The organism is Faecalibacterium gallinarum (assembly GCF_022180365.1).
GTDB lineage: Bacteria > Bacillota > Clostridia > Oscillospirales > Ruminococcaceae > Faecalibacterium > Faecalibacterium gallinarum.
Map to the genome: position 1 here is coordinate 1 of NZ_BQKV01000018.1, position 24,523 is coordinate 24,523.

Here is a 24,523-nt window from a genome sequence, read left to right on the forward strand (position 1 = left end):
CGTTCATTTTGAATGACCTCCCTTTGCTTGGTTGTGCAGTTGGCAGACCGCACTTCTATTTTAAGCAAAGGGAGTTTTTCTGTCACCATGATCGACATAAGTCTTTTTTAGAACCACTCGCCTAGCGAGTGGTTTTCGTTATACAAAAACGCCCTCCAGTTGCAATGCCTGGAGGGCGCTGGATTTTGGTGCAGATCCGGGGCCTGGATTATTTCAGTTCGACGACCGTCACGCCGCTTTCGCCCTCGCCATAGCGGCCCAGCCGGAAGCTCTTGACCATCCGATGGCCGCGAAGGTGTTTCTGGATGGCATTGCGCAGAGCGCCGGTGCCGTTGCCGTGGATCAAGTAGACCATGGTCTGCCCGTTGAGGATGGCCCGGTCGATGAACGCATCGGCCTCATAGATTGCCTCGTCCACTGTCAGGCCCAGCAGGTTACACTCCATTTTGGCGCTCCGCTGGACCCGCTCTACCCGGCCCTCGGTAGGGCCGCCGCTGCCGGTCTGGCGGGAATACCGCTGCTGTGCTTTGGTGACCGGTTTGGTCTGGGTTTTGACCATTTTATCCGGCTGCTTGAGGCCGCTCAGGGGAACTTTGGTCTTGATGATGCCCGCTCGGACCAGAACATCGCCGTTTTTATCCGGCAGCGCCAGCACCGTGGCCAGCTGGCCCAGCTCTGCAATACAGACCTCCTGCCCTACCTGGACGCTTTTGAGGGGCACAAACTCCCGCACCGGGTTGTGGACCACATCGGTATTGGCAAAGAGTTTTTCGGTCTCCTTTTTGGCGATCTCTCGCGCCCGGAGCGCCCGCTGCTGGGCGGACATTTTCTCGTCTTTTTGCAGACGGCGCAGTTCGTCGGTAAGGGCAAATGCCTGCTCCTCCACCTGCTGGGCGATCTGCCGGGCCTTGGCGCGGGCAGCTTCCAGCTCGTTTTCGCCCTGACGGATCAGCTCTTCCCGCTTTTTCTGGGCGGCGGCCAGCTGGTTGGCGGCTTCGCTCCGCATCCCCTCCAGCTCGTCCTGGCTGGCTTTCAGCTGGAGCTTCAAGTCGTCCAACTGGCCCAGAACGGCATCCAGCCGCTTGTCGTCCGCGGACAGGTGCTGCCGGGCCGCTTCAATGATCTGGGCCGGGATGCCCAGTTTTTCGCTGATGAGAAACGCGTTGGATTTACCGGGCACACCGACGCTCAATTTATAGGTCGGCCGGAGCGTTTCCAGGTCAAACTCACAGCTGGCATTGACCACGCCCGGAGTTTCCAGGGCAAAGACCTTCAGCTCGGCGTAATGGGTGGTGGCCATCAGCAGCACGCCGCGGCGGCGGAGCGCTTCGATGATGGAGACGGCCAGTGCCGCGCCCTCGGCGGGGTCAGTGCCGGCGCCCAATTCGTCCAGCAGAACCAGGGTGTCCGGCCGCGCCAGCTCCAAAATGCCGGTGATCTTTTTAATGTGGCCCGAGAAGGTGGAAAGGCTCTGTTCGATGCTCTGTTCGTCGCCAATATCCACCAAAAATTCCTGGAAAACACAGACCTCGCTGCGCTCGTCGGCCGGGATCAAGAAGCCACACTGGGCCATCGCGCAGAGCAGGCCGGCGGTTTTCAGGGTGACAGTTTTACCGCCGGTGTTGGGGCCGGTGATAATCAGGGCGTCGTATTCCTGCCCCAGAGAAATATCCACCGGGACACACTTGGCCGGATCGATCAGGGGGTGCCGGGCCCGGATCAGAGAGAACGAAGTCTCGTACCGGACAGCGGGCTTAAACGCCTTCATCTCCAGGGCCATCCGGGCTTTGGCCAGCAGAACATCAATTTCCAGCATTGCCTGGTAGCTGAACTGGAACTGGGGCTCGATGGCCGCCACCTGTCCGGTGAGGGCGGTCAAAATCCGCTCAATCTCCTGGGCTTCCTGGGCGCGGTACTGCAAAATTTTTGCGTTGGCCTCCACCACGGCCTGAGGCTCCACAAAGACGGTGGCGCCGGTGGAGGAGACATCGTGGATGATGCCGCTGAACTCGCCCCGGTATTCACTCTTGACCGGGACGACGTACCGCCCGTTTCGGATGGAAACGACGCTCTCCTGGAGATACTTGGAGGTGTCCATATTGTGGACCAGGCTCTCCAATCGGTCGCGGATGCTGTTCTCGGTGGCGCGAATTTTCTTGCGCAGCTCATTCAGAGTGTGGGATGCGGTATCCGCCATGGCGTCCGGGGCCAGGATCGAGTCGGAGATCTCCTTCTCGAGGCCAGGCTGAGGCGCCAGCGCATAGAACAAATCGTCGGTGGGCAGGGCCTCATGATCGGTGGAGCCATACCAGGCCACCAAGTTCTGGAAGTTCCGCAGCGCACCCGCCACCAGCAGCAGCTCGCCCATGGACAGAACGCCGCCTTTGACGGCCCGGGCGGCCAGCTGGCTGACTCCCTCTACCCCGCCAAACCGGGGCGAACCGTTTTTGATCAGCAAAGAGTTGATGGCGTCGGTCTGTTCCAGGGCATACCGAACCTCGTCGGGGTCACACTGGGGCTCCAGGGCCAACAGTTTCGCCTTGGCTTCCTTACAGACACAGCCCTCCGCTGCTCGCTGAATGATTTTATCCAATTCCAGGGTATGAAGATAACTGATTTCCATAAAACAATCCTTATGTGGATGCCCCGCGGATTACGCCGTCAGGGCAAAACCGATTTTAAAAAATCATACGATTTGAGGGGTTTGTCCAGGTGGGTCAGGGCGTACCGCTCCGCCACAGCCGACAAACGGGTCAGGCTGGCCGCAGAAATGCGGAAGCCAAAGATCCGCTTATCCTCCACCAGGCAGATATGCCGCAGGGCAAACAGCGCCCCCGCGTCCAGGCCACCCCGCTTGTTTTCCCGGGCGGCGCAGTTTTCGCAGAGCAGATACCCCTCCTGGACATCAAAATAGAACCCCGAGCCGTCGTAGGCACCGCAGCTTTTGCAGCAGAGCAGCTGGGGCATAAAGCCGCACTCGCTCATGGTGCGCAGTTCAAACACCGCTTTGATGACCCGCAGGTCTGCCTTTTGTTCGCTGATCATGTACAGACAGTTGAGCAGCAGCCGCAGCTCTTTGTCTGCTTCCTGGTTGGCGGGCGAAAGGGCCGCCGCCATCTCGGCCAGGTACATGGCCAAGCTCATCCCCTCGATGCTGGATGAGATCCCGTGAAACATATGCAGATTCTCTGCTTCCAGCACGTTGAACATGTTTTTGCCCGGCATCAGGGTAAACTCAGAATAACAAAACAGTCCGCAAGCGCTGAAAAGCTTGTTTTTCAGCCGCAGACTGCTTTTGGCCGAGGCGGAGATTACGCCCTGATCGGGCGTCAAAATCGTAAGAATACGGTCCGACTCTTTATAGCGTGTTTCCCGCAGAACCAGACCCGTGGTGACAAAGCTCTCCATTTTCTCTTCCCTCAGCCGGATGGACGGGCGGTATCTCTGCCGCCTGTTTGTAATCCAGATAACGGTCGATGCTGCCCGTACAGGCAAACATCCGCCACAAAACCTCTGCTTTCGTCTCCATCTGTCAGAACCTCGCTTCCTTCGGATTCTCCCCGTGGTTAGTGTTCACCCTATCCTACCGCTTCATCCGAGGGAAATCTGTCCGGTCCTGCCATCAGCGCCCGCTCTCCTGTTTAAAGCCGAAGCTGTTGAGCAGGAACTCGTTGTCCCGCCAATCCGCTTTCACCTTGACCCAGCATTGCAGGTTGACCCGGCAGCCGAGGAACTCCTCGCAGTCCACCCGGGCTGCGCTGGCGATCTTTTTGAGCATCGCGCCGCCCTTGCCGATCACCATTCCCTTGTGGCTTTCCCGTTCGCAGTAGATGTTGGCGTCAATGTCGATCAGATCGGTGCCCGGGCGCTCCTTGAAGCGCTCCACCACCACTGCAATGCCGTGGGGAATTTCATCCCGCATAAAGAGCAGGGCCTTTTCACGGATCAGCTCGGCCACCAGCTCTTTTTCCGGCATATCGGTATAGGCATCGTCGTCGAAGTAATGGGGGCCCTGGACCGCATACCGGCCCAGCGCCTCAAACAGCGTTTCACAGTTCTTTTTATCCCGCACACTGACGGTATACACTGCGTCAAATACCCCGAGAGCCTGGATCTCGGCTTTGCGGGCCTCCAGATCTTCCGGCGCTTTGACCAGGTCTGTTTTATTGATTACCGCAATGGCCGGCCCGCTCCGGCGCAGCTGATCCACCAGAGCCAGCTCGGACTCATTCAGGGCCCCATAGGGCTCAAAGAGCATCATCGAGACGTCCACATCCCCCATGGAGTCGCTGGCGGTTTTATCCATCCGCTTGCCCAGTTTGTTGCGGGCTTTGTGGACGCCGGGGGTGTCCAGCAGAACATACTGGATCGGGCCGCGGGTAATCACACCGGTGATCCGGGTACGGGTGGTCTGGGGTTTGGAGGTGACAATGGCCACTTTTTCCCCCACCAGCAGGTTGGTCAGGCTGGATTTGCCCACATTGGGGCGGCCGATCACCGCCACAAAAACCGAGGCGGTATCGTAGTGCGGGGTGTTTGTCGCTGTATTGCTCAAAATGATTCTCCTGTCCTTTGATTTTCCTGTGGGCGCCGGATGTAATGGAACGATTATTCGGTGTAGCTCACCGTGCGGGACAGACCCAGCTGTGCCAGGACCGACTCTTCTTTTTCCCGCATACGGACCGCCTCCAGGCCGCCGTTTTCGTGGTCGTAGCCCAGAAGGTGAAGCATGGAGTGGACGGTCAGAAAGGCCACTTCCCGCTGGAGAGGATGGCCGTAAAGGGTCGCCTGCTCCATGGCACGCTCCATGCTGATGACGATATCCCCCAGCATCTTGCAGCCGTTGTTGGCGTCGATATCATACTTGCCGTTTTCGCCCAGAGGGAAGCTGAGCACATCGGTGGGCATGGGTTTGTTGCGGTACTGGTTGTTCAGCTCGGCAATGGCTGCATTGTCCACAAACGTCACGCTTATTTCGGCCGGCCCCTCAAAGTGCTCGTGTTCCAGCACGGCGTTGCAGGCCCGGCGGATGAGAATCCGAAGACCGGAGGGAATTTTGACGGCCTTCTGAGAATCGGTAATTAAAACCTTGTTCGACATCGTCTGTCGCCCCTTTCTATTTTTCATCATGCTTTTTTATCGTTTGGCCGGGTGCGCTGCGGCTTCATAAGCCTTGATAATCTCCTGCACCAGGCGGTGACGCACTACGTCTTTTTCGGTAAAATAACACTGCGCAATCCCATTTACGCCCTTGAGCACCTGCAATGCATCCACAAGGCCGCTGCGGGTCCGGTCGGGCAGATCGATTTGGGTGACATCGCCCGTCACCACCACTTTGGAACCCACGCCCATCCGGGTCAGGAACATCTTCATCTGTTCCGGGGTAGTATTCTGCGCCTCGTCCAGAATGATGAAGGAATCATCCAGAGTCCTCCCCCGCATATAGGCCAGCGGGGCGACCTCGATGATCTGCTTTTCCACCAATCGCTCGTAGGTCTCGGCCCCCAGCATATCAAACAGCCCATCGTACAGAGGCCGGAGATACGGGTCTACCTTCTGCTGAAGGTCGCCGGGCAGAAAGCCCAGTTTCTCCCCTGCTTCCACCGCCGGGCGGGTCAGGACAATCCGGGAGACATCCTTTGCTTTAAAGGCTTTGACCGCCATAGCCACCGCCAGGTAGGTTTTGCCCGTACCCGCCGGGCCCACTCCAAAGGTGATGGCGTGGCTGCGGATGGCTTGCAGATATTCCTTCTGGCCCAAGGTCTTGGGGCGGATGGGGCGGCCTTTGGCCGTAACGATGACAAAGTCATCCGTCAGCTCCCGGACCCGTTTTTCCTCGCCGTCGTGGGCCAGGCTCATGCAGTAACGAACCGTCTGATCTTCCAGCGGGGTGCGATTCTCCATCAAAAGGAGCATCCCTTCCACCGCTCGGGCCGCAGCAGCCACCGAATCCGCCTCGCCCGAAAGCCGGAGAGTCGTTCCGCGGCAGACCGCCGTAACAGAAAACTCTTTTTCCAGCAAACGAATGTTGCAGTCACAGTTGCCGAACACCGCAGCCGCCGCTTCGACGCTGTCCAGTTCTATGCATTTCTCAGCCATGCAGTTCCTCCGTGCCGATTCAATTTTGTCTTTAACATTCTATGCCTGTCCGTACAGACAATGACCAATCTGCCCTTTAGTGTACCCGCCGGGCAAACAATTGCATTTATGCTGGTATTATATCATTATAATAGGGCAAGTGCAAATTCTCCCAGCCAGCTTATTTGTATAGATATTATATCACCAAAACTTTCGCGAGGAAACTGTGAGTTTTACACAAAATCTTTTCCGCGTTCCGAGTGGTTTTCCACGAAAGACGGCGGCCTGTACCATAAGCATCGATCCCGCCGGGCCCTTGACACAGAACCGTTTCTATGATAAAATATTCCACGTCGCAAATCAAGTGCTGGAATAGCTCAGTTGGTAGAGCAGCTGATTCGTAATCAGCAGGTCGCGTGTTCAAGTCACGTTTCCAGCTCCAGAAAACCCTGTAAACAAGTGTGTTTACAGGGTTTTTCGTTGTATGTTGTTTGCCGCTCATACTTTTCCGATCAAAACAGAAAGCGAGGATCACCGGATATGCATACATTTGCAGCCGACGGCAAAATCATATCCATTTTCCCCAGTGATGAACCCGGGGCCCCTATCCTCTACCTCAACACCTTCGCTCAGGAAGGTCAGAACGTATTCAAAGCCGCACAAGCCGCCGGGTGCCCGCCCTTTACTCTGGCGGCAATCAGCGATCTGGACTGGAACCATGACATGGCCCCGTGGGATTGCCCGCCTGCTTTTAAAAATGCCGCACCCTGCACCGGGGGTGCAGAGGATTATCTGGGTCTCCTGACAGAGGAAATCATTCCAAAGGCAGAAAGGAATCTCCCCTCTATGCCGCGGTGGAGAGGAATTGTCGGCTACTCGCTGGCGGGGTTGTTCGCTCTGTATTCACTCTATCAGACGGATCTGTTTTCCTGTGCAGCCAGCGTGTCCGGTTCCCTGTGGTTTCCCGGGATAAAGGAATATCTTGTTTCTCATAAGCCGAAGCGCCGGCCGGATTGCCTCTACTTTTCCCTTGGAGAGAAGGAGAGCAAAACCCGAAACCCCATTTTAAAGAACGTCCGGCAGAACACCGAGGCGATCAGCGCCTTTTATCAAAGCCAAGGGATCCACACGGTATTTCATCTAAACCCCGGCAATCATTACGATCACGCCGCCGAGCGAACCGCTGCGGGGATTTGCTGGCTTCTAAACCAGCAGGCCAAAACCCCTCTCAGGGTTAATCTTTTTCAAATTTTGTTCTTGATCCGGGGCGCTGTGCCGCCGGGCGTTCACAGCAAAGAGGGCCGGGGGAATTTCCCCCGGCCCATTGTTTGTGTTTCACGCCCGATCCATTTTACCGGCGGAAAAACAGCAGCGCCAGCAGAACCGCAGCAGCGGAAACCAGCACGCCAATGTAAAACAGCATGCCCCATAGCCCTTTGCCCAGTTTCATGATCACCCCTCCTTTCGGGTCATTTCCATGCAAGCGCATGTTTTGTCAAAGCGGCCAGATACCCGGTCAGGGAACAAACCGACTGGATTGCCTGAAAAAACAATACAAAGCAAATAAACCCGCAAAAACTGTTCTGGATTCTGACCGCCGGGATCTTGCTCTGAAAGCGGTACACACTGGCCGAACTGATGAGCAGCGCCGGCAGGGTCAACAAGGTCAGCCAACCCACAAACCAGGGCATCCCCAGCAGGGCCAATACTACCCCCACCAGGAAGCCAAAGACATAGGCCCAGTCCAGAAAGAAAATCGAGAGATTCAATGCCTCAAAATAGCCGCTGCTGGCTGCCGGCTGCCCCCAGGGGCGGACGGCACGCAGACCCTCGATCATCCCTTTGGCCCAGCGGGTGCGCTGGCGGCAGAGTGCCCCCAGGGTCCCGGGCGTAAAGGTATACCCAACCGCCTGGGGTTCGTACACCGACGCCCTTCCCTGGGCCAGCAGCTGGTAGGTCAAAACAATGTCTTCCCCCGCGCTCTGGACCCAGCCGCCCGCTCGTTTTACGGCATGGGTATCGTATGCACTGAACGCCCCCTGCGCCACCAGGGTGGATTGGTAGCTTCCCTGGTAGCGTTTAACCGCGGCGATACTGATAAGGTAATCATAAATTTGCATCTTCTGCACCCAGGTCGCAGGCTGCGCTGCCAGCAAATTCCCCGCCACACAGGCAGCCCCGCTGACGGTGATCCGCTCCACAATCGCGGCAACAGCGGTTTTCTCCAACAGGGTGTCGGCGTCCACTGTAAGGAAAAAACGGGTCTTTACCTCTTCCAGGGCGGTATTCAGGGCATAGGCTTTCCCCGGTTGAGCACACTCCAACAACCGGATACGCCGGGTTTGGCTTTGCAGCTGTTCTGCGGCCCGCAGGATCTCAGCCCGGGTCCGGTCCGTCGAGCCGTTATCCACGCAAAGGATCTCGATGGGGCCCGGGTATTCCTGCTCGGCGATGGCACGAATGGTCCGGTAGATAATCCGCTCTTCATTGCGGGCGCAGATCACAACGGTGACCGCCTGCTCTGTGCCCGCCCCGGTGAGGGGCATGAGTTTGCGGTTCATCAGGTTGGACAAAAACATGGCGCACATCAGATACCCCGGCAGCAGCGCGATCCCAAAGACCACCAGCAGCACATAAACCAGGGGTAGTTTTTCGTCCAGATGGGCAATCCACGGGACCGCCAGCCAGATGGACAAAAACAGCCAAACCAGCGCCCCGACGATGCTGAGAAAAAAAGAACACTTCTGCTTCATAAAAAAGACCTCCCAGCCATTCTATGGCCGGGAGGCAACGGGGGTTCAGGGGCTTTACCGTCCACCCGGCGCAGAAAAACCCCGGCCCGCCGCCTTTTTATAAGGCGAAGCAGGCCGGGGTTTCATAAAATGTCCGGATTATTCCGAAACGGATTTTCCGATCTGTTCCCGATGGTATTGGAGGGTGTAGAGCTGGTAATAACGCCCGTGGGCCGCCAGCAGCTGCTGGTGGGTGCCCTGCTCCACAATCTTGCCCAGAGAGAGAACGATGATGTTGTCCGCATGCTGGATGGTGGACAGGCGGTGGGCCACGATCAACATGGTGCCGATGTTCTTCATCTTCTCAAGGGAGTCCTGAATCAGAAGTTCCGTTTCCGTGTCAATGTTGGCGGTGGCCTCATCCAGGATCATCACCGAGGGTTTATGGAGGATGGTCCGGGCGAAGGAAAGCAGCTGACGCTGGCCGGCCGAGAAGTTGTTGCCCCGCTCCCGCACCGGCTCGTCCAGCCCTTGATCCAGCTTCTGGATAAAGTGGTCGGCGTTGACGTAGCGGCAGATTTCCATGATCTGCTCATCGGGGATATTCTCCTCCCGCAGAACGATGTTGCTGCGGATGGTGCCCGAGAAGAGGAAGACATCCTGGAGCATCTGACCAAAGTGACGGCGCAGGCAGGAAATCTTGATTTTGCGGATATCCACCCCGTCGATCAGGATCTCCCCTTTCTGGAATTCATAGTTCCGGCAGATCAGGGAAAGGATGGTGGTTTTGCCTGAACCGGTGGAGCCCACAAAGGCCACCGTATCTCGGGGGTTCACATGGAAGGAAACCCCTTTCAGCACCCACTCGCCCGGGATGTAGCTGAACCAGACATCTTTAAATTCAATCTCGCCCTTGATCTCCTCCAGTTCGATGGCGTCCGGTGCGTCCACCATCTTGGGCTGGATATCCATCACGGAAAAGACCTTTTCCGAGGAGGCCAGCGCCGACTGGAGCCAGTTGAACTGTTCCGCCAGGTTCTGAATGGGGTTGAAGAACTTGGAGATATACATATAGAAGGTGACGATGGTGCCGCCCGTCAGGGTCTGGCCCAGGAAGACCTGATTTTCCAGATAGCCCATGCCGCCCAGATAGAACAGGCAGAGGATGCAGCCGATGTAGAGCATATACACCAGCGGACGGAAGACTCCAAAGACGAAAATCTGTTCCTGCTTGGCCCGGCCCAGCTCCAGGCTGCGGCGGCGGAAATCCTCCATCTTGGCCTGCTCCCGGTCGAACACCTGGGTGATCTTGATGCCCGAGAGATTCTCGGAAAGATAGGTGTTGATGTCGGTGGTGCGGTCCTTGACCCGGCGGTAGGCCCGCCGGGAGAATTTGCGGAAGATCACCGTAAAAATCACAATGAAGGGCACAAAGCAGAGCACCATCAGAGTCAGCTCATAGTTGAGCATCAGCATGGCCACCAGGATGCCCAGGATGACAAAACAGTTCTTGACCAGGTTGGCCAGGAGGCTTGTGAACATCATGGAGATGGCGTTGGTGTCGTTGGTCACGCGGGTGACCAGCTTGCCCACCGGGATCTCGTTGAGCTGCTCATGGGCCAGGGATTCGATGTGGGTGAAAAGGTCTTCCCGCAGATCAGAAACAATCTTCTGGCCCACCTTCTGGAGGATGATGGCCTGGAAGTAGGAGCTGACCATGGAGAAAACCAGAACGCCCGCGTAGACCGCCACCGTGGAAAAGAGTTTTTCCAGCCGGAACTCGCCTACCACCATCTCTTCGATGTAACCCACAATCAGGGGCGAGAAGATATCATAGGCAATCGAGAAGAGGACCAGAACCCCTACCAGCACAAACTGCTTGGTATAGGGCCGGGCGTACACCGCCAGACGGCGGACAATCTCGCCGTCCGCCATGTTCCGGTCAAAGCCCATGGCTGCCTTTTTGTCCTTGACGGAGGCATAGGCAAAAATCAGCAGGGCGGTGATGGTGCCGATCAGGCCGCCCAAAAGCAAAAGCGGATTCATCTCAGACATTGCCGTTCCCTCCCATCTCGTCTTCCAGCCGCTGCAGATCCACCATCCGGCGATAGTCTGCGCAGGCCGCATACAATTCATCGTGGGGGCCGACGGCTACCACCTCGCCGTCCTCCATATAGACAATCTTATCCATCTGTTCCACCGTGGAAATCCGGTGGGCGATCAGGATGGTGGTTTTGCCCGCCCGGCTCTGGCGCAGGTTTTGCAGAATCACCTTCTCGGTCCGGGTATCCACAGCCGAGACCGAGTCATCCAGAATCAGGATGGGGGCATTCTTGAGCAGCGCCCGGGCAATGGAGATCCGCTGCTTCTGGCCGCCCGAGACGGTCACGCCCCGCTCGCCCAATACGGTGCGGTAGCCCTCTTTAAACCCGGCGATGTTGTCGTTGACATCCGCCAGAGTGGCCGCCCGGACAATCTCGCTCTGGTCGGCCTCGTCCAGGCCAAAGGCGATGTTGTTGGAAATGGTGTCCGAGAAGAGGAAATTATCCTGGGGCACATAGGCGCAGGCCGCCCGTACCGAGTGTATGCTCAGCTGGTTGACGTCCTTTCCGTCGATGAAAAGGGTTCCGTCCGGGACGTTGTAGGTGCGGAGAATCAGGTCCACCAGGGTGGTTTTGCCCACACCGGTCTTGCCCACAATGCCCACGCTTTCCCCCGGCTGAATGGCAAAGGAGACATTCTTCAGCACATCGTATTCGCCGTCCGGATACCGGAAGGTCAGGCCCCGGAACTCGACGCCGCCTTTGGCATCCCGCAGCTCCTCCACGCCAGGCTGATCGGCCACGTCAATTTCGGCGTCCAAAAGTTCACTAATCCGGTTGAGGGAGGCTTTGCCCCGGGAGGTTTTCTCAATCAGCATGGAGATGGCCATGATGGGCCAGACAATGGCCGAGAAATAGCCGATGTATTCCACCAGCTGGCCGGCGTTGAACCGCCCCTGATAAACCAGATATCCGCCGTAGCCCAGAATGATGCAGATGACCGACTCCACAAAAGCGGTGACCAGCATATTCAGCAGGGTGGAGAATTTGGTATAGACGACGTTGGCCTCCTCATTCTGCTCGTTGAGCTTGCGGAACGCCATCAGCTCCTTGAGTTCCTTGACAAAGGCCTTGATCACCGCGATGCCCGAGAAATTCTCCTGGGCGAAATCGGACAGATCCGAAAAAGCCTGCTGGCGCTCCTCCCACTTGCGAGTCAGCACCTTGCCCATGATGTTGCCGATCACCAGCATGATGGCCGCCGGGATCATGGCCAGCAGGGTCAGCCCCTGATCCATTTGCCACATCTTTAAAAAGGCCAGTACGCCCAGGAAGAGGGCGTCGCAGAACATCAAAATGCCCTCGCCGAAGCACTCCTGAATGGTGTCCAGATCGTTGGTGTAAAGGCTCATCAGGTTGCCCACCTTATTGACCTGGTAATACGCCTGGGAAAGATTCTTGCTGTGGTCAAACATCCGGTTGCGCAGATCGGTCTCCACCCGGATGGCGGCCCCGAAAAAGCAGATGCGCCACAAAAAGCGGCCCACCACCATGGCAAAGACGATGCCGATCATGGGCAGACAGATGTTCTGCATCAGCACCTCTTTTGTAAAGGCAGCAGATTGCCCGCTCACCAGCACGCTGCCGCTGTTGATGCCGTTGATCAGCATCCGGTATAGCTCCGGGATGATCAGCTGGAAGTAGTCCACCGCAATCAGCGCCGCAAGCCCCAGCAGCAAGATGGGGGCATTTTTGAGGTAATAGCGGTTAATATGTTTGCCAAAGATCACAAGCCCGTTCCTCCTTTTGGGGCAGTCCCCCTGGTTTGTTTTGCCGCAAAAAAACGGCCGGATTCCGGCTGCCGCGACAAATCGTTACAGAATATAAAGTATAGTTTGGCAGAACCTTTCTGTCAATAAAAAAGCGCAGCGAAAAGGCCGCTGCAAACGTCTTTCGCTTGCAGCGGCCTTTGATGGAGCGGCCGACGAGGCTCGAACTCGCTACCTCCACCTTGGCAAGGTGGCGCTCTACCAGATGAGCTACGGCCGCATATGAGATGCGGCAGAATGAATCTGCCGCACCGGGCGTGGTGCCTCCGATCGGAATCGAACCAATGACACGGGGATTTTCAGTCCCCTGCTCTACCGACTGAGCTACAGAGGCATAATGGCGACCCGGATCGGGCTCGAACCGACGACCCCCAGCGTGACAGGCTGGTGCTCTAACCAACTGAGCTACCGGGCCACATTGGTGGAAGTTAACGGGCTCGAACCGCTGACCCTCTGCTTGTAAGGCAGATGCTCTCCCAGCTGAGCTAAACTTCCACAAAATGGAGCGGCCGACGAGGCTCGAACTCGCTACCTCCACCTTGGCAAGGTGGCGCTCTACCAGATGAGCTACGGCCGCACAACTCTATGTGGCGTGCCGGCGTGACCGGCAACGTAGTGCATTATACACTGATTCCCGCCGGTTGTCAAGACTAAATTTCGATTTTTTCCGCCGGGGTCCAGAATGTACCGCCCGGACCGGATTGGGGTTTGCATTATTATATAAAAGTATGTATAATGAATCTTGTCGAGGCTTCGCAGACGGAGCAGCCCTCTGCTCTGCTTGTGGGAAAAGCAATTCCGGGATAAAAGGAGAATCGCAATGTATAAGATCATACAGAAAGTCGCGCTGAATCCTACCGTTACGAAAATGGTGATTGAGGCGCCCCTGATCGCCAAGAAAGCCCAGCCGGGCCAGTTCATCATCGTGCGTCCCTTTGAGGACAGCGAGCGCATCCCCCTGACCGTCGCCGGCTATGACCGCGCCGCCGGCACGGTGGATATCATCTTCCAGATCGTGGGCGGCACCACCATGGAGCTGAACAGCCTGAACGAGGGCGACTGCGTCCACGATTTTGTCGGCCCTCTGGGCCGCGCCACCGAGACCGAGGGTCTGAAAAAGGTCTGCGTGGTGGGCGGCGGCGTCGGCTGTGCCATCGCACTGCCGGTGGCCCGCAAGCTCCACGAGCAGGGCTGCGTGGTCCACAGCGTGGTGGGTTTCCGCTCCAAAGATCTGCTGATCCTGGAAGATGAGTTCCGCGCTTGCAGCGACGAACTGCGGGTGATGACCGACGACGGCAGCTACGGCACCAAGGGTGTTGTCACCGCCGCTCTGGAGGAGCTGATCAACGCCGGCAACCAGTACGACCTGGTCATCACCATCGGCCCGCTGATCATGATGAAATTTGTGGTCAAGACCTGCCAGAAGTATGGCCTCAAGAGCATCGTCTCCATGAACCCCATCATGATCGACGGCACCGGCATGTGCGGCGGCTGCCGCCTGACCGTGGGCGGCCAGACCAAGTTCGCCTGTGTGGATGGCCCCGATTTTGACGGCGACCTGGTGGATTTTGACGAGGCGATGGCCCGCGGCACCATGTACCGCCCCTTTGAGGCCCACGCCCGTGAGGCCGCCTGCAATCTGCTGAAGATGGAGGTAAAGTAATCATGGCTTTCAATATGGACCCGAAAAAGTGCCCCATGCCCACCCAGGACCCCAACGTGCGGAACAAAAACTTTGAGGAAGTTGCCCTGGGCTACACCGCCGAGATGGCCATCAACGAGGCCAAGCGCTGCATCCACTGCAAGAACAAGCCCTGCCAGTCCGGCTGCCCGGTGGGCATCGATATTCCCGGCTTTATCGAGAAAGTCGCCGAGGGCGACTTTGAGGCCGCCTATCAGGTTATCCACAAGGATTCTTCCCTGCCCGCCATCTGCGGCCGGGTCTGCCCCCAGGAGAGCCAGTGCGAGGGCAAGTGCACCCGCGGCATCAAGAACGAGCCGGTGGGCATCGGCCGTCTGGAGCGTTTTGTGGCCGACTGGCACCGGGAAAACGTCCACACTCCGCCGGTTGTCCCCGCGTCCAACGGCCACAAGGTGGCTGTGATTGGCGCCGGCCCTGCCGGCCTGACCGCTGCCGGCGACCTGGCCAAGATGGGCTACAAGGTCACCGTCTACGAGGCCCTGCATGTGGCGGGCGGCGTTCTGATGTACGGCATCCCCGAGTTCCGTCTGCCCAAGGCCATTGTCCAGCAGGAAATCGACGGCCTGAAGAAGATGGGCGTGGATTTTGAGTGCAACATGGTCATCGGCAAGGTGCTGACCATTGACGAGCTGATGGGCGAATACGGCTACGAGGCCGTCTTTGTGGGCTCGGGCGCCGGTCTGCCCCGGTTCATGAACATCCCGGGCGAGAGCCTGAAGGGCGTCTACTCCGCCAACGAGTTCCTGACCCGCTCCAACCTGATGAAGGCTTACCTGCCCACCAGCAAGACCCCCATCCATGTGGGCAAGGCGGTGGCTGTCGTGGGCGGCGGCAACGTGGCCATGGACGCCGCCCGCAGCGCACTGCGCCTGGGCGCCGAGAAGGTCTACATCGTCTACCGCCGCAGCATGAACGAGCTGCCCGCCCGTAAGGAAGAGGTGGAGCACGCCGAGGAGGAGGGCATCATCTTCAAGACCCTCTGCAACCCGGTGGAGATCCTGCCGGATGACAACGGTTTTGTCCGTGCCATCACCTGCATCGAGATGGAGCTGGGCGAGCCCGATGCTTCCGGCCGCCGCCGCCCCATCGAGAAGCCGGGCAGCGAGTTCACCATGGAAGTGGACACCGTTATCATGAGCCTGGGCACCAGCCCCAACCCCCTGATCCGTTCCACCACCCCCGGCCTGGAGACCAACAAGCACGGCTGCATCGTCACGGCCAGCGATGCCGGCGACACCAGCCGTGAGGGCGTCTATGCCGGCGGCGATGCCGTTACCGGCGCTGCCACCGTCATCAAGGCCATGGGCGCAGGCAAGGCTGCCGCCAAGGCCATCGACGAGTACATCAAAGCCAAGGCCTGATTTTCCTCTTTTATATGAAGCTCTCCCCTGCGTTCCTGTGGCGCAGGGGAGTTTTACGTTGATTTTACAGGGGCTTGCCTTTTATTTTACTGGTGATATAATGGTGTCTATGCGCTGTCGTGGGTAGTATCCCACAGCAGCAGCCCCCGCCCAGATCGGGGCGGGAGGATGGTGTGTGTGTAAAATAATTTACAGGAGGCAAACAATCATGGCACAAACAAGCACGGCTGCAAGCGCCACGCGCGGCTCCTTGCTGAAAAACATCATTTTCTTTTCCGTTCCCCTCGCTCTGTCCAGTGTTCTTCAGCTGCTGTTCAATGCGGCGGACGTGGTAGTGGTGGGCCGTTTTGTGGGCAGCACCGCCCTGGCCGCGGTCGGCTCCAACTCCGCGTTGATCAACCTGCTGGTCAACTTGTTTGTCGGTCTGTCCATCGGCTCCAATGTGGTGGCCGCCCGCTGTTTTGGCGCCAAAGATGACGCGGGTGTGCGGAACACGGTACATACCTCGGTGGCCATCGGTTTTATCAGCGGCGCCTTTCTGGCCTTTGTGGGCTTTTTTGCAGCCCGGTATCTGCTGGAGCTGATGTCCTGCCCGGTGGATGTCATTGACCTGTCTACCATCTATCTGAAAATCTATTTCATCGGCATGCCGGTCAACATGGTCTATAACTTCAGCTCGGCGCTGCTGCGGGCTGTGGGTGACACCCGCCGCCCCCTGTACTGCCTGGCAGCTTCGGGTGTGGTCAACGTAATCCTGAACCTGGTTTTCGTCATCGGCTTCCAGCTGAGCGTGGCGGGTGTCGCTCTGGCCACCATCATCAGCCAGGCCCTTTCCGCCGGGCTGGTGCTCTGGCTGCTCTGCCGCGAAAAAGGCGCCCTCCATCTGAACATGCGCGCCCTGAGCATCCACCGCGGCACCCTGATCCAGATCCTGCGGATCGGCCTGCCCGCCGGGCTCCAGAGCACCGTGTTCAGCCTGTCCAACGTGGTGATCCAGTCGGCCATCAACTCCTTCGGTTCCATCATCGTGGCCGGCAACTCCGCCGCCTCCAACATCGAGGGCTTTGTCTATATCTCGATGAACGCCTTCTCTCAGGCGGCGGTTACCTTCACCAGCCAGAATGTCGGCGCCCGGCAGTATCACAACATTGATCGCGTTCTGATCAACTGCCTGGGCTGCGTCGGTGTAACGGGTCTGGTGATGGGCGTGGGCGCTACCATTTTCGGTGAGCCGCTTCTGGGCATCTATTCTTCCGACCCGGCGGTCATCGACGCCGGCATGATCCGGTTAATTATGATCTGCTCCTGCTATTTCCTCTGCGGCTTTATGGACGTTCTGGCCAACTGTCTGCGCGGGCTGGGTTACTCGGTGATGCCCATGGTTGTTAGCCTGGTGGGCAGCTGCGCCCTCCGGTTGATCTGGATTGCCACCATCTTCCAGCTGTTCCACACCACCCGGATGCTTTATCTGAGCTATCCCGTCAGCTGGGGCCTGACCGTGCTGGCACACTTGATCTGCTTCTTTGTGGTGCGCCGCAAGTGGCAGAAAGAACTCCGCGCCAAAGCGGCAGTGTAAAAACAGGATCTCTTTTCAATTTATATAAACAGAAGGCCGGAGGGCCGCAAGCACATGCTTGCAGCCCTCCGGCCTGTTTGTTTATCCTTCTGTCCCATCAAACGGCCCTACCGATGCGATCCACTCTTCCATCGCCTGGGCCAGTATATATTGTTGGCGCAGAACCGCCAGGCCGGCCGCCGGAACATCCGGCACCCCTGACTTTACCTGCAAATTGTTTTCCAGATTCTTTTTCAGCGTTTTGATGTTCTCCGCAATCTCATCAACACACTTTTTTTGCTGCTCCCGCGGAAGCGAATCCAGGTTAACGATCACTGCGTTAAAATCCAAAAAGAGATGAATCGGACTGGATGAGATCTCCCTCATAAGCCGCTCAAATTCAGCCTCCCCTGCTTCCGTCAGGGTATAAACGGCTTTTTCCGGCATCTTCCCTTCCCGAATGATTTCTCCTTGAATCAGCCCTTTTTCTTCCAGTTGAAGCGCCTTTTTGTAGATAGAGGGTGTACTGATTTTCACACATTTGGAGATATTGCGGTATTCCACGAGTTTCTGAATTTCATAAGCGCTCATGGGGCTCTTTTTTAAGATTCCCAATACAATCAAATCAATCGCGGCCATGCAGGCCCCCCTCTCTTACCAGTTTTGAACTGAATCCCAGCCTCTTAAAAATTGCTATAAAATAGAGTAGTATATTTTATCTATTTTGTCAAGAATAATTCCTCTCCCTTTTCTTGACAAGTACTATAAATTATAGTATTATGTCCCTTGCAGCCGGTTGATATAAATTATAGTACTATAATCAATATTATTTAACAGAAAGGAACAATACCATGGCTGAACCAAATCATAAACTTATACTCTTAAGCAGTGCTCCCATCCCCAAAGCTCTCATGGCTCTCGGCTTCCCGATTATGATCGGGATGTTAATCAATGCGTTTTATAATCTGGCAGACGCTTACTTTGTAGGCGGGCTGGGAGAACGTCAAATGGGCGCGATCTCTGTCGTTTTCCCGTTGGGTCAGGTTGTTGTGGGGCTGGGTCTGATGTTCGGAAATGGCGCCGCCTCCTATTTATCCCGACTATTGGGGCGCAAAGACCTGGCAACTGCAAACCAGGTTGCAAGCACGGCCCTTTATTGCAGTGTCCTGCTCGGGGGAGTGGTAATTTTATTGGCAACGTTTTTCCTGCGACCCATTCTAACCCTGCTTGGCGCCACTGAAACCATTCTGCCGTATGCTCTCACTTATGCGCGGATCTACGTACTTTCCTGTATTTTCAATGTTTTTAATGTAACCATGAACAACATCGTCAGCAGCGAGGGGGCCGCAAAAATCGCCATGTGCGCCTTGTTGCTGGGCGCCCTGCTGAACATTGGGCTGGACCCTCTTTTTATTTACACATTGAATCTGGGCGTCGCCGGAGCCGCCATCGCCACAGCCCTCTCTCAGATGGTTTCTACGCTGGTATATCTGGCTTATATCTTAAGTCATAAGAGCGTTTTTACTTTTTGCATCAAAGATTTTTCCCCGACACGGCGCCTTCTGACCGAAATTTTGAAGATTGGCATTCCCACCTTGACATTCCAGCTGCTGACCAGTCTTTCGGTTGCTCTGATCAACCGCGCCGCAAACGATTATGGCGATGCGGTGATTGCAGGGATGGGGGCTGTAACACGGATCAGCTCTATGGGGACTCTGGTTGTGTTTGGCTTCCTCAAAGGATTTCAGCCAATTGCCGGGTTTAGTTATGGTGCGAAAAATTTTGGACGTCTGCGCCAAGCCATCAAAACATCCCTCATTTGGTCCACGGGGTTCTGTGGGGCAGCGGGCCTGTGTATGGCGCTGTTTTCGGCTCAGATCATCGGTCAGTTTTCGGGTGGGAACCCGGAGGTATTATTGGCCGGCCAGCGTTCCCTGGCTGCAAACGGCCTCTCCTTTTTCCTGTTTGGGTTTTATACCGTATATTCTTCCCTGTTCCTTGCCCTTGGCAAAGGCAAAGCAGGCTTTTTTCTGGGAGCATGCAGACAAGGGATTTGTTTTATTCCCATCATTCTGCTGCTGCCTTCTATCTGGGGTCTGAATGGGATTCTTTACGCCCAGCCAATTGCAGACCTTCTCTCCGCCGGGATTACCGCAGTGATGGCCCTACAGCTTCATTGCGAGTTGGATTTAGCGGAACGCTGTATCTCCTTCGGCGGGGCTGGAATATAACCCCATCGAAAGAAAATTGTCTTTCTTAATCCGCAAAATCTACAAAACCCGGCGTGCGGTCTCTCTGCGAGGCGGCACGCCGGGTTTGATCGTTTCTTATCGTTTTTTCTACTGTGCCAAAGGTACAAACGATGCGCTTTCGGATTACTGGCAGCTCTCTACAAAAGCCCGGAAGATCTCGCGGCTGGCTTCGCTGACCTTGTGGGAAAACTCCGGGTGCCACTGCACCGCCCAGACAAACCGCTTGTCCGGCATCCAGACCGCTTCCACCAGGCCGTCCGGCGCATAGGCCATGGCGCTCAGGCTGTCGGCCAGATTTTTAATTCCCTGGTGGTGGCAGCTGTTCACGGGCAGGGTTTTCACCCCCAGGCGCTCGGCCAGGGGGCTGCCCCGCAGCAGCGAAACCTCATGAGAGGGCTGATCGTAGGGAGGCTGCTGATGGTGTACCACCGTGGAGTAGTGCTCCACGGGCAGATCCTGATACAGGGTCCCCCCCAGCGCCGCATTTAAAAATTGAACGCCACGGCAAATGCCCAGAACCGGAAGATCCCGCCGCAGAGCCTCGTCCAGCAGCAGCCGCTCCATCCGGTCCCGGCCCGGACAGCAGGCCCCGCACACTTCCCGCGGGGTCTCTCCGTAGACTTCGGGCGAGACATCGTGGCCGCCGGTGAGCAGAACGCCGTCGCAGGTTTCTGCCAGCCGGGCGATGGCCTCCGGGTCGTCGGTCAGAGGCAGCATCACGGGGATGCCGCCGGCTTCCTCGATTCCCTCGAAATACCCGGGCAGCATCCAGAAACTTTCCCGTTCCTCATCCACCAGAGGAACCACTCCAATCATCGGTTTTTTCATTGTTTCCCCTCCATAGGCCCGCCTGCCTCATATACAGGCCGGGCAAAAACCTAAAAGGACAGCGAACCGATGGCCGGCCTCGCTGTCTGGTGTTTTATTATAGCACCCGCCCGCTGTTTCGGCAAGGCCGCCCGCTGATGGTTCTCCCGGAAGGATTTGCCGTGCCATGAGCGATTTTTCCGTTAAGCGCGCAGCTGGCCACAAAAAGGATTCCCCCGCATTTCAGCCCTCTGCGTCGTCTTAATTGCCGAAATATTTTACAGTCCAGAACATTTTTTGTGGAAAGGCTCTATAAACCCGGGCGCAAAGTTTGTGCAATATTTCATTGATCGGCAACAATAATATATGTAATTTTGCCGCCGGATTCTTTATTATTAAAGCAAAGGGTTTTATTAGAACCGCCGCACATTGAACAAGGAGGAAACAGAATGAAAGACGTTCGTATTTGGAAGCAGGAGCTGGCCAACGGCACTCATGCAGACCGCCTCGCCAGCCTCTATTGCTGCGCCCCCGAGCAGACCGCCGCCTTTGCGGCGCGTTATCAGGCCGTATTGGACGGCCTGGAGGCAACCTTCGGTGCACACAGCGAAGCCGCCCTCTTCAGCGCCCCGGGCCGCACAGAGATCGGCGGCAACCACACCGATCATCAGCACGGTCAGGTGCTGGCCGGCAGCGTCAACATTGACATGATCGCCGCTGTGGGCCCCAACGACCGGAACGAGCTGCGGGTCCAGAGCGAGGGGTACGATCTTTGCATCATCCCCCTGAACGATCTGGAAGCCCGCAAGGAAGAGGAAAACACCAGCGCCGCCATCCTGCGGGGCGAGTGCGCCGCCTTTGTCCAGCGGGGCGCCGTCCTCTCCGGCCTGGATGTGTATATCTCCTCCAATGTTCCCAAGGGCAGCGGCGTATCCTCCAGCGCAGCCTTTGAGGTTCTGATCGGCACCATCCTGAACGAGCTGTTCATGGGCGAGGCCAAGGTCTCCCCCATCGAGATCGCCCAGATCGGCCAGTGGTCGGAGAACGTCTACTTCGGCAAGCCCTGCGGCCTGATGGATCAGATGGCCTCCAGCGTGGGCAACATCGTCACCATCGACTTTGCAGACCCCGCCAACCCCATCGTCGAGCCGGTCAAGGTGGACTTCTCCCAGGCTGGGCTGGCCCTCTGCATCCTGGATTCGGGCGCAGACCATGCCGACCTGACCGACGAGTATGCTGCTATCCCCAACGACTGCCGCGCCGTGGCTAAAGTCTGCGGCGGCGAAGTGCTGCGGGATGTGCCTTTCGAGACCTTTATGGCCAAGCTGCCCGAGTGCCGGGCGGCCTGCGGCGACCGCGCCGTTCTCCGCGCGCTCCATGTCTACGCCGACAACCAGCGGGTGGTCAAACAGGTAGCCGCCCTGCGGGCCGGTGATTTTGACACCTTCCTGGCACTGGTGAACGAGTCCGGCCTGAGCAGCTGGGAGTACCTGCAGAACGTCATCCCCGCCGGGTACAAGGAGCACCAGGAAGTCGCTGTCACCATCGCTGCCGCAAAGCAGCTCCTGGGCGGCCGCGGCGCGGTGCGTGTCCACGGCGGCGGCTTTGCCGGCACGGCCCAGGCTTTTGTTCCCCTGGATATGCTGGACGAGTTCAAGACCGGCATTGAGCGCATCATCGGCGAGGGCCGCTGCCATGTGCTCTCCATCCGCCCGGAAGGAGGCGCCGTGTTATGATTTCTGCTGCCATTCAGCAGCTCGTCAACTACGGCCTGGACACCGGCCTGATCCTGCCTGACGACGAAATTTACATCCGCAACCAGCTCTTGATGACCATGCAGCTGGATTCCTTTGAGGAGCCCGAGGGCGAGTGTTATTACACCGACCTGGAGTCCATCCTCAAGACGCTGGTGGACGACGCAGTCGCCCGGGGCGTCTGTGACGACAACATCACCGCACGGGACCTGTTCGACACCAAGCTGATGGGCGTTCTGACCCCTCGCCCCAGCATCGTGCGGGCCAACTTCTACGAGCGGTATGAGACCGAAGGCCCCCAGCAGGCCACCGACTGGTTCTACAAGTTCAGCCAGGACACCGACTACATCCGACGCTACCGCATCAAACGGGACGTCAAGTGGGTGACCTCCACCGTCTACGGTGACCTGGACATCACCATCAACCTCTCCAAACCCGAAAAGGACCCCAAGGCCATTGCCGCCGCCAAGCTCGCCCCCCAGAGCGCCTACCCCAAGTGCCAGCTCTGCATGGAGAACGAGGGCTATGCAGGCCGGATGAACCATCCCGCACGGGAGAGCCACCGCATTATTCCGGTGGTCATCAACGACAGCGCCTGGAACTTCCAGTACAGCCCCTACGTCTACTACAACGAGCACTGCATCGTCTTTAACAGCGAGCACACCCCCATGAAGATCGAGCGGGCCACCTTCCGCAAGCTGCTGGACTTTGTGGCCCAGTTCCCCCACTACTTTGTGGGCAGCAACGCTGATCTGCCCATCGTGGGCGGCAGCATCCTGAGCCACGACCATTTCCAGGGCGGCCACTACGAGTTCGCCATGGCCAAAGCCCCCATCGAAAAGACCTGGGTTTTCCCCGGCTTTGAGGATGTGGAGGCAGGCATCGTCCACTGGCCCATGAGCTGCATCCGGCTGACCTGCGGGGACGACGAGCGTCTGGTGGAGCTGGCGGACAAGATTCTGCGCGCCTGGCGCGGCTACACCGACGAGAGCTGCTTTATCTATGCAGAGACCGACGGCGAGCCCCACAACACCATCACCCCCATCGCCCGGATGCGGGACGGCAAGTTCCAGCTGGATCTGGTGCTGCGCAACAACATCACCACCCCGGAACATCCCCTGGGCGTCTATCACCCCCACGCCAAGCTCCACCACATCAAGAAGGAGAACATCGGCCTGATCGAGGTCATGGGTCTGGCCGTCCTGCCCAGCCGCCTCAAGAGCGAGATGGCTGAGCTGGAGGTGGCTCTGGCCGCCCGGACTCCGGTGAGCGAGTACAGCGAAGCCATTCAGAAACACGCCGAGTGGGCCCAGGAAGTTCTGGCCAAGCACCCCGAGCTGAACGCCGGGAACGTCCACGACATCCTTCAGGAAGAGATCGGCCTGGTCTTTGCCCAGGTGCTGGCAGATGCCGGCGTCTACAAACTGGACGAGGCCGGCCGGGCCGGGTTTGAGCGGTTCCTGGCCAGTGTGAACTGATTTCTCCCCCATCCCGAAAGGAGAGCACCATGCCGGACAAAAAGCAGCTGCCCAAGATTCTGGAAGTCTGTGTGGACAGTACCGCCAGCGCCCTGGCCGCCAAGCGAGGCGGGGCCGACCGGCTGGAGCTCTGCGCCGACCTCATCATCGGCGGGACAACCCCCAGCCTGGCCCTGCTTCGACAGGTCAAAGCGGAAACGGGTCTGCCGGTGCGGGCCCTGCTCCGCCCCCGGTTTGGGGATTTCCTCTACGACCCCTGGGAGCTGGCCCAGATGGAAGAGCTGGCCTTTGAGCTGGTCTATTCCGGCGCTGACGGGATTGTGACCGGCGTCCTAACCCCGGAGGGCGCGTTGGATCTGCCCGCCATGGAGCGGATCTGCACCGCCGCCCGGAAAGCCGCCGGCCCGGCGGGGGTAGACCTGGCCCTTCACCGCGCCTTTGATGTCTGCCGCGACCCACGCGAAGCTCTGGAGGCCGCCTGTGCCCTGGGGATGAAAACCATCCTGACCAGCGGCCAGGCCCCCGATGTCATGCTGGGTATGGCCACCCTCTCCGATCTGGTAAGGCTGGCGGACGGACGAATTGAAATTCTGGCCGGGTCCGGTGTCATTCCGGCGGCCATCCCCCTTCTGGCCCAGATGGCCGGGGTCCGTTCTTTCCACCTTTCGGGCAAGGAACGGCGGGGCAGTCGGATGACGTTCCGGCGGGAAAATGTCCCCATGGGTCTGCCCGGTTTTGACGAATACGAGCTGTGGCAGACCAGCGAGGAAGTCATCCGCAGCGCGAGACAGGCCCTCGACGGGATTTAAAGGAACTCTCCTCCCCCAGGCTCTTTAAACCCAATACAAAAAGCGCCCCACCGCGTGAAGCGATTTTCATGCGGTGGGGCGTCTTATTTTTGTGTCAAGCATTTAAGCTTTACATGGCATTTTG

The 24,523-nt window shown here is 57.7% G+C and carries 19 protein-coding genes and 6 tRNA genes; 9 read left to right on the forward strand and 16 right to left on the reverse strand.

Annotated elements, in window-relative coordinates:
• Window positions 1–208 precede the first annotated feature (208 nt).
• From JCM17207_RS01810 to JCM17207_RS01835, 6 genes are all read right to left on the reverse strand, one after another.
• The gene (locus JCM17207_RS01810) at window positions 209–2,623 is read right to left on the reverse strand and encodes an endonuclease MutS2 (protein WP_238315905.1); all 2,415 of its coding nucleotides are present in this window, start codon (window positions 2,621–2,623) and stop codon (window positions 209–211) included.
• Between the two features lie 38 nt (window positions 2,624–2,661).
• Window positions 2,662–3,408, reverse strand: coding sequence for a DNA repair protein RecO (gene recO, locus JCM17207_RS01815; protein WP_238315906.1), 747 nt, complete (start codon window positions 3,406–3,408; stop codon window positions 2,662–2,664).
• A complete protein-coding gene (locus JCM17207_RS01820; RefSeq protein ID WP_238316068.1) occupies window positions 3,359–3,529 on the reverse strand; it encodes a hypothetical protein in 171 nt (56 codons plus the stop codon). Before JCM17207_RS01820 ends, recO begins: the two co-directional genes overlap by 50 nt.
• Window positions 3,530–3,622: 93 nt before the next feature.
• Window positions 3,623–4,555 (reverse strand): GTPase Era, encoded by a 933-nt coding sequence (gene era, locus JCM17207_RS01825; RefSeq protein ID WP_238315907.1) that lies wholly within the window; start codon window positions 4,553–4,555, stop codon window positions 3,623–3,625.
• Between the two features lie 53 nt (window positions 4,556–4,608).
• Entirely contained in the window at window positions 4,609–5,100 is a 492-nt protein-coding gene (gene ybeY, locus JCM17207_RS01830; protein WP_238315908.1) for an rRNA maturation RNase YbeY, read from the reverse strand.
• A gap of 36 nt (window positions 5,101–5,136) precedes the next feature.
• Window positions 5,137–6,099, reverse strand: a complete 963-nt coding sequence (locus tag JCM17207_RS01835; protein ID WP_238315909.1) for a PhoH family protein — start codon at window positions 6,097–6,099, stop codon at window positions 5,137–5,139.
• A gap of 345 nt (window positions 6,100–6,444) precedes the next feature.
• Here JCM17207_RS01835 and JCM17207_RS01840 point away from each other — a divergent pair.
• A tRNA-Thr gene (locus JCM17207_RS01840) sits at window positions 6,445–6,520 on the forward strand.
• 98 nt (window positions 6,521–6,618) lie between these two features.
• Entirely contained in the window at window positions 6,619–7,530 is a 912-nt protein-coding gene (locus tag JCM17207_RS01845) for an alpha/beta hydrolase (RefSeq protein ID WP_309295398.1), read from the forward strand.
• Between the two features lie 17 nt (window positions 7,531–7,547).
• Here JCM17207_RS01845 and JCM17207_RS01850 read toward each other — a convergent pair whose 3' ends face one another.
• The 8 genes from JCM17207_RS01850 to JCM17207_RS01885 form a co-directional block, all read right to left on the reverse strand.
• Window positions 7,548–8,831 carry a glycosyltransferase family 2 protein gene (locus JCM17207_RS01850; RefSeq protein ID WP_238315910.1) on the reverse strand — a complete coding sequence of 428 codons (1,284 nt, stop codon included), beginning with the start codon at window positions 8,829–8,831 and terminating at the stop codon, window positions 7,548–7,550.
• Window positions 8,832–8,969: 138 nt separating this feature from the next.
• The gene (locus JCM17207_RS01855) at window positions 8,970–10,865 is read right to left on the reverse strand and encodes an ABC transporter ATP-binding protein (RefSeq protein WP_238315911.1); all 1,896 of its coding nucleotides are present in this window, start codon (window positions 10,863–10,865) and stop codon (window positions 8,970–8,972) included.
• A complete protein-coding gene (locus JCM17207_RS01860; protein WP_238315912.1) occupies window positions 10,858–12,642 on the reverse strand; it encodes an ABC transporter ATP-binding protein in 1,785 nt (594 codons plus the stop codon). The genes JCM17207_RS01855 and JCM17207_RS01860 overlap by 8 nt, the downstream gene beginning before the upstream one ends.
• A 183-nt stretch (window positions 12,643–12,825) precedes the next feature.
• Window positions 12,826–12,901 (reverse strand) — tRNA-Gly (locus tag JCM17207_RS01865).
• A gap of 38 nt (window positions 12,902–12,939) precedes the next feature.
• Window positions 12,940–13,015: transfer RNA gene (locus tag JCM17207_RS01870), tRNA-Phe, on the reverse strand.
• 4 nt (window positions 13,016–13,019) lie between these two features.
• A tRNA-Asp gene (locus JCM17207_RS01875) sits at window positions 13,020–13,096 on the reverse strand.
• Window positions 13,097–13,100: 4 nt separating this feature from the next.
• A tRNA-Val gene (locus JCM17207_RS01880) sits at window positions 13,101–13,176 on the reverse strand.
• 6 nt (window positions 13,177–13,182) lie between these two features.
• Window positions 13,183–13,258, reverse strand: a tRNA-Gly gene (locus tag JCM17207_RS01885).
• A gap of 243 nt (window positions 13,259–13,501) precedes the next feature.
• Between JCM17207_RS01885 and JCM17207_RS01890 the strand changes: the two genes are divergently transcribed.
• The 3 genes from JCM17207_RS01890 to JCM17207_RS01900 all read left to right on the forward strand — a co-directional run bounded on the left by JCM17207_RS01890 (window position 13,502) and on the right by JCM17207_RS01900 (window position 17,320).
• The gene (locus tag JCM17207_RS01890) at window positions 13,502–14,344 is read left to right on the forward strand and encodes a sulfide/dihydroorotate dehydrogenase-like FAD/NAD-binding protein (protein ID WP_238315913.1); all 843 of its coding nucleotides are present in this window, start codon (window positions 13,502–13,504) and stop codon (window positions 14,342–14,344) included.
• A gap of 2 nt (window positions 14,345–14,346) precedes the next feature.
• Entirely contained in the window at window positions 14,347–15,744 is a 1,398-nt protein-coding gene (gltA, locus tag JCM17207_RS01895) for an NADPH-dependent glutamate synthase (protein WP_238315914.1), read from the forward strand.
• A gap of 208 nt (window positions 15,745–15,952) precedes the next feature.
• A complete protein-coding gene (locus JCM17207_RS01900; RefSeq protein ID WP_238315915.1) occupies window positions 15,953–17,320 on the forward strand; it encodes an MATE family efflux transporter in 1,368 nt (455 codons plus the stop codon).
• Window positions 17,321–17,401: 81 nt separating this feature from the next.
• Here JCM17207_RS01900 and JCM17207_RS01905 read toward each other — a convergent pair whose 3' ends face one another.
• Window positions 17,402–17,938: a PadR family transcriptional regulator gene (locus tag JCM17207_RS01905; RefSeq protein ID WP_238315916.1), complete on the reverse strand. Its 537-nt coding sequence runs from the start codon at window positions 17,936–17,938 to the stop codon at window positions 17,402–17,404.
• A gap of 212 nt (window positions 17,939–18,150) precedes the next feature.
• Here JCM17207_RS01905 and JCM17207_RS01910 point away from each other — a divergent pair, with 212 nt between their 5' ends.
• Window positions 18,151–19,530 (forward strand): MATE family efflux transporter, encoded by a 1,380-nt coding sequence (locus tag JCM17207_RS01910; RefSeq protein ID WP_238315917.1) that lies wholly within the window; start codon window positions 18,151–18,153, stop codon window positions 19,528–19,530.
• A 144-nt stretch (window positions 19,531–19,674) separates the two neighbouring features.
• Here the strand turns inward: JCM17207_RS01910 and JCM17207_RS01915 are convergent, their stop codons facing one another.
• Window positions 19,675–20,379 carry a gamma-glutamyl-gamma-aminobutyrate hydrolase family protein gene (locus JCM17207_RS01915; RefSeq protein WP_238315918.1) on the reverse strand — a complete coding sequence of 235 codons (705 nt, stop codon included), beginning with the start codon at window positions 20,377–20,379 and terminating at the stop codon, window positions 19,675–19,677.
• A gap of 428 nt (window positions 20,380–20,807) precedes the next feature.
• Between JCM17207_RS01915 and JCM17207_RS01920 the strand changes: the two genes are divergently transcribed.
• The 3 genes from JCM17207_RS01920 to JCM17207_RS01930 are packed head-to-tail and all read left to right on the forward strand — an operon-like array spanning window position 20,808 to window position 24,399.
• On the forward strand, window positions 20,808–22,094 hold the full coding sequence (locus tag JCM17207_RS01920) for a galactokinase (RefSeq protein ID WP_238315919.1): 1,287 nt from the start codon (window positions 20,808–20,810) through the stop codon (window positions 22,092–22,094).
• Window positions 22,091–23,590, forward strand: coding sequence for a UDP-glucose--hexose-1-phosphate uridylyltransferase (gene galT, locus JCM17207_RS01925; RefSeq protein WP_238315920.1), 1,500 nt, complete (start codon window positions 22,091–22,093; stop codon window positions 23,588–23,590). Before JCM17207_RS01920 ends, galT begins: the two co-directional genes overlap by 4 nt.
• Window positions 23,591–23,619: 29 nt before the next feature.
• The gene (locus JCM17207_RS01930; protein WP_373871903.1) at window positions 23,620–24,399 is read left to right on the forward strand and encodes a copper homeostasis protein CutC; all 780 of its coding nucleotides are present in this window, start codon (window positions 23,620–23,622) and stop codon (window positions 24,397–24,399) included.
• Window positions 24,400–24,523: the final 124 nt, after the last annotated feature.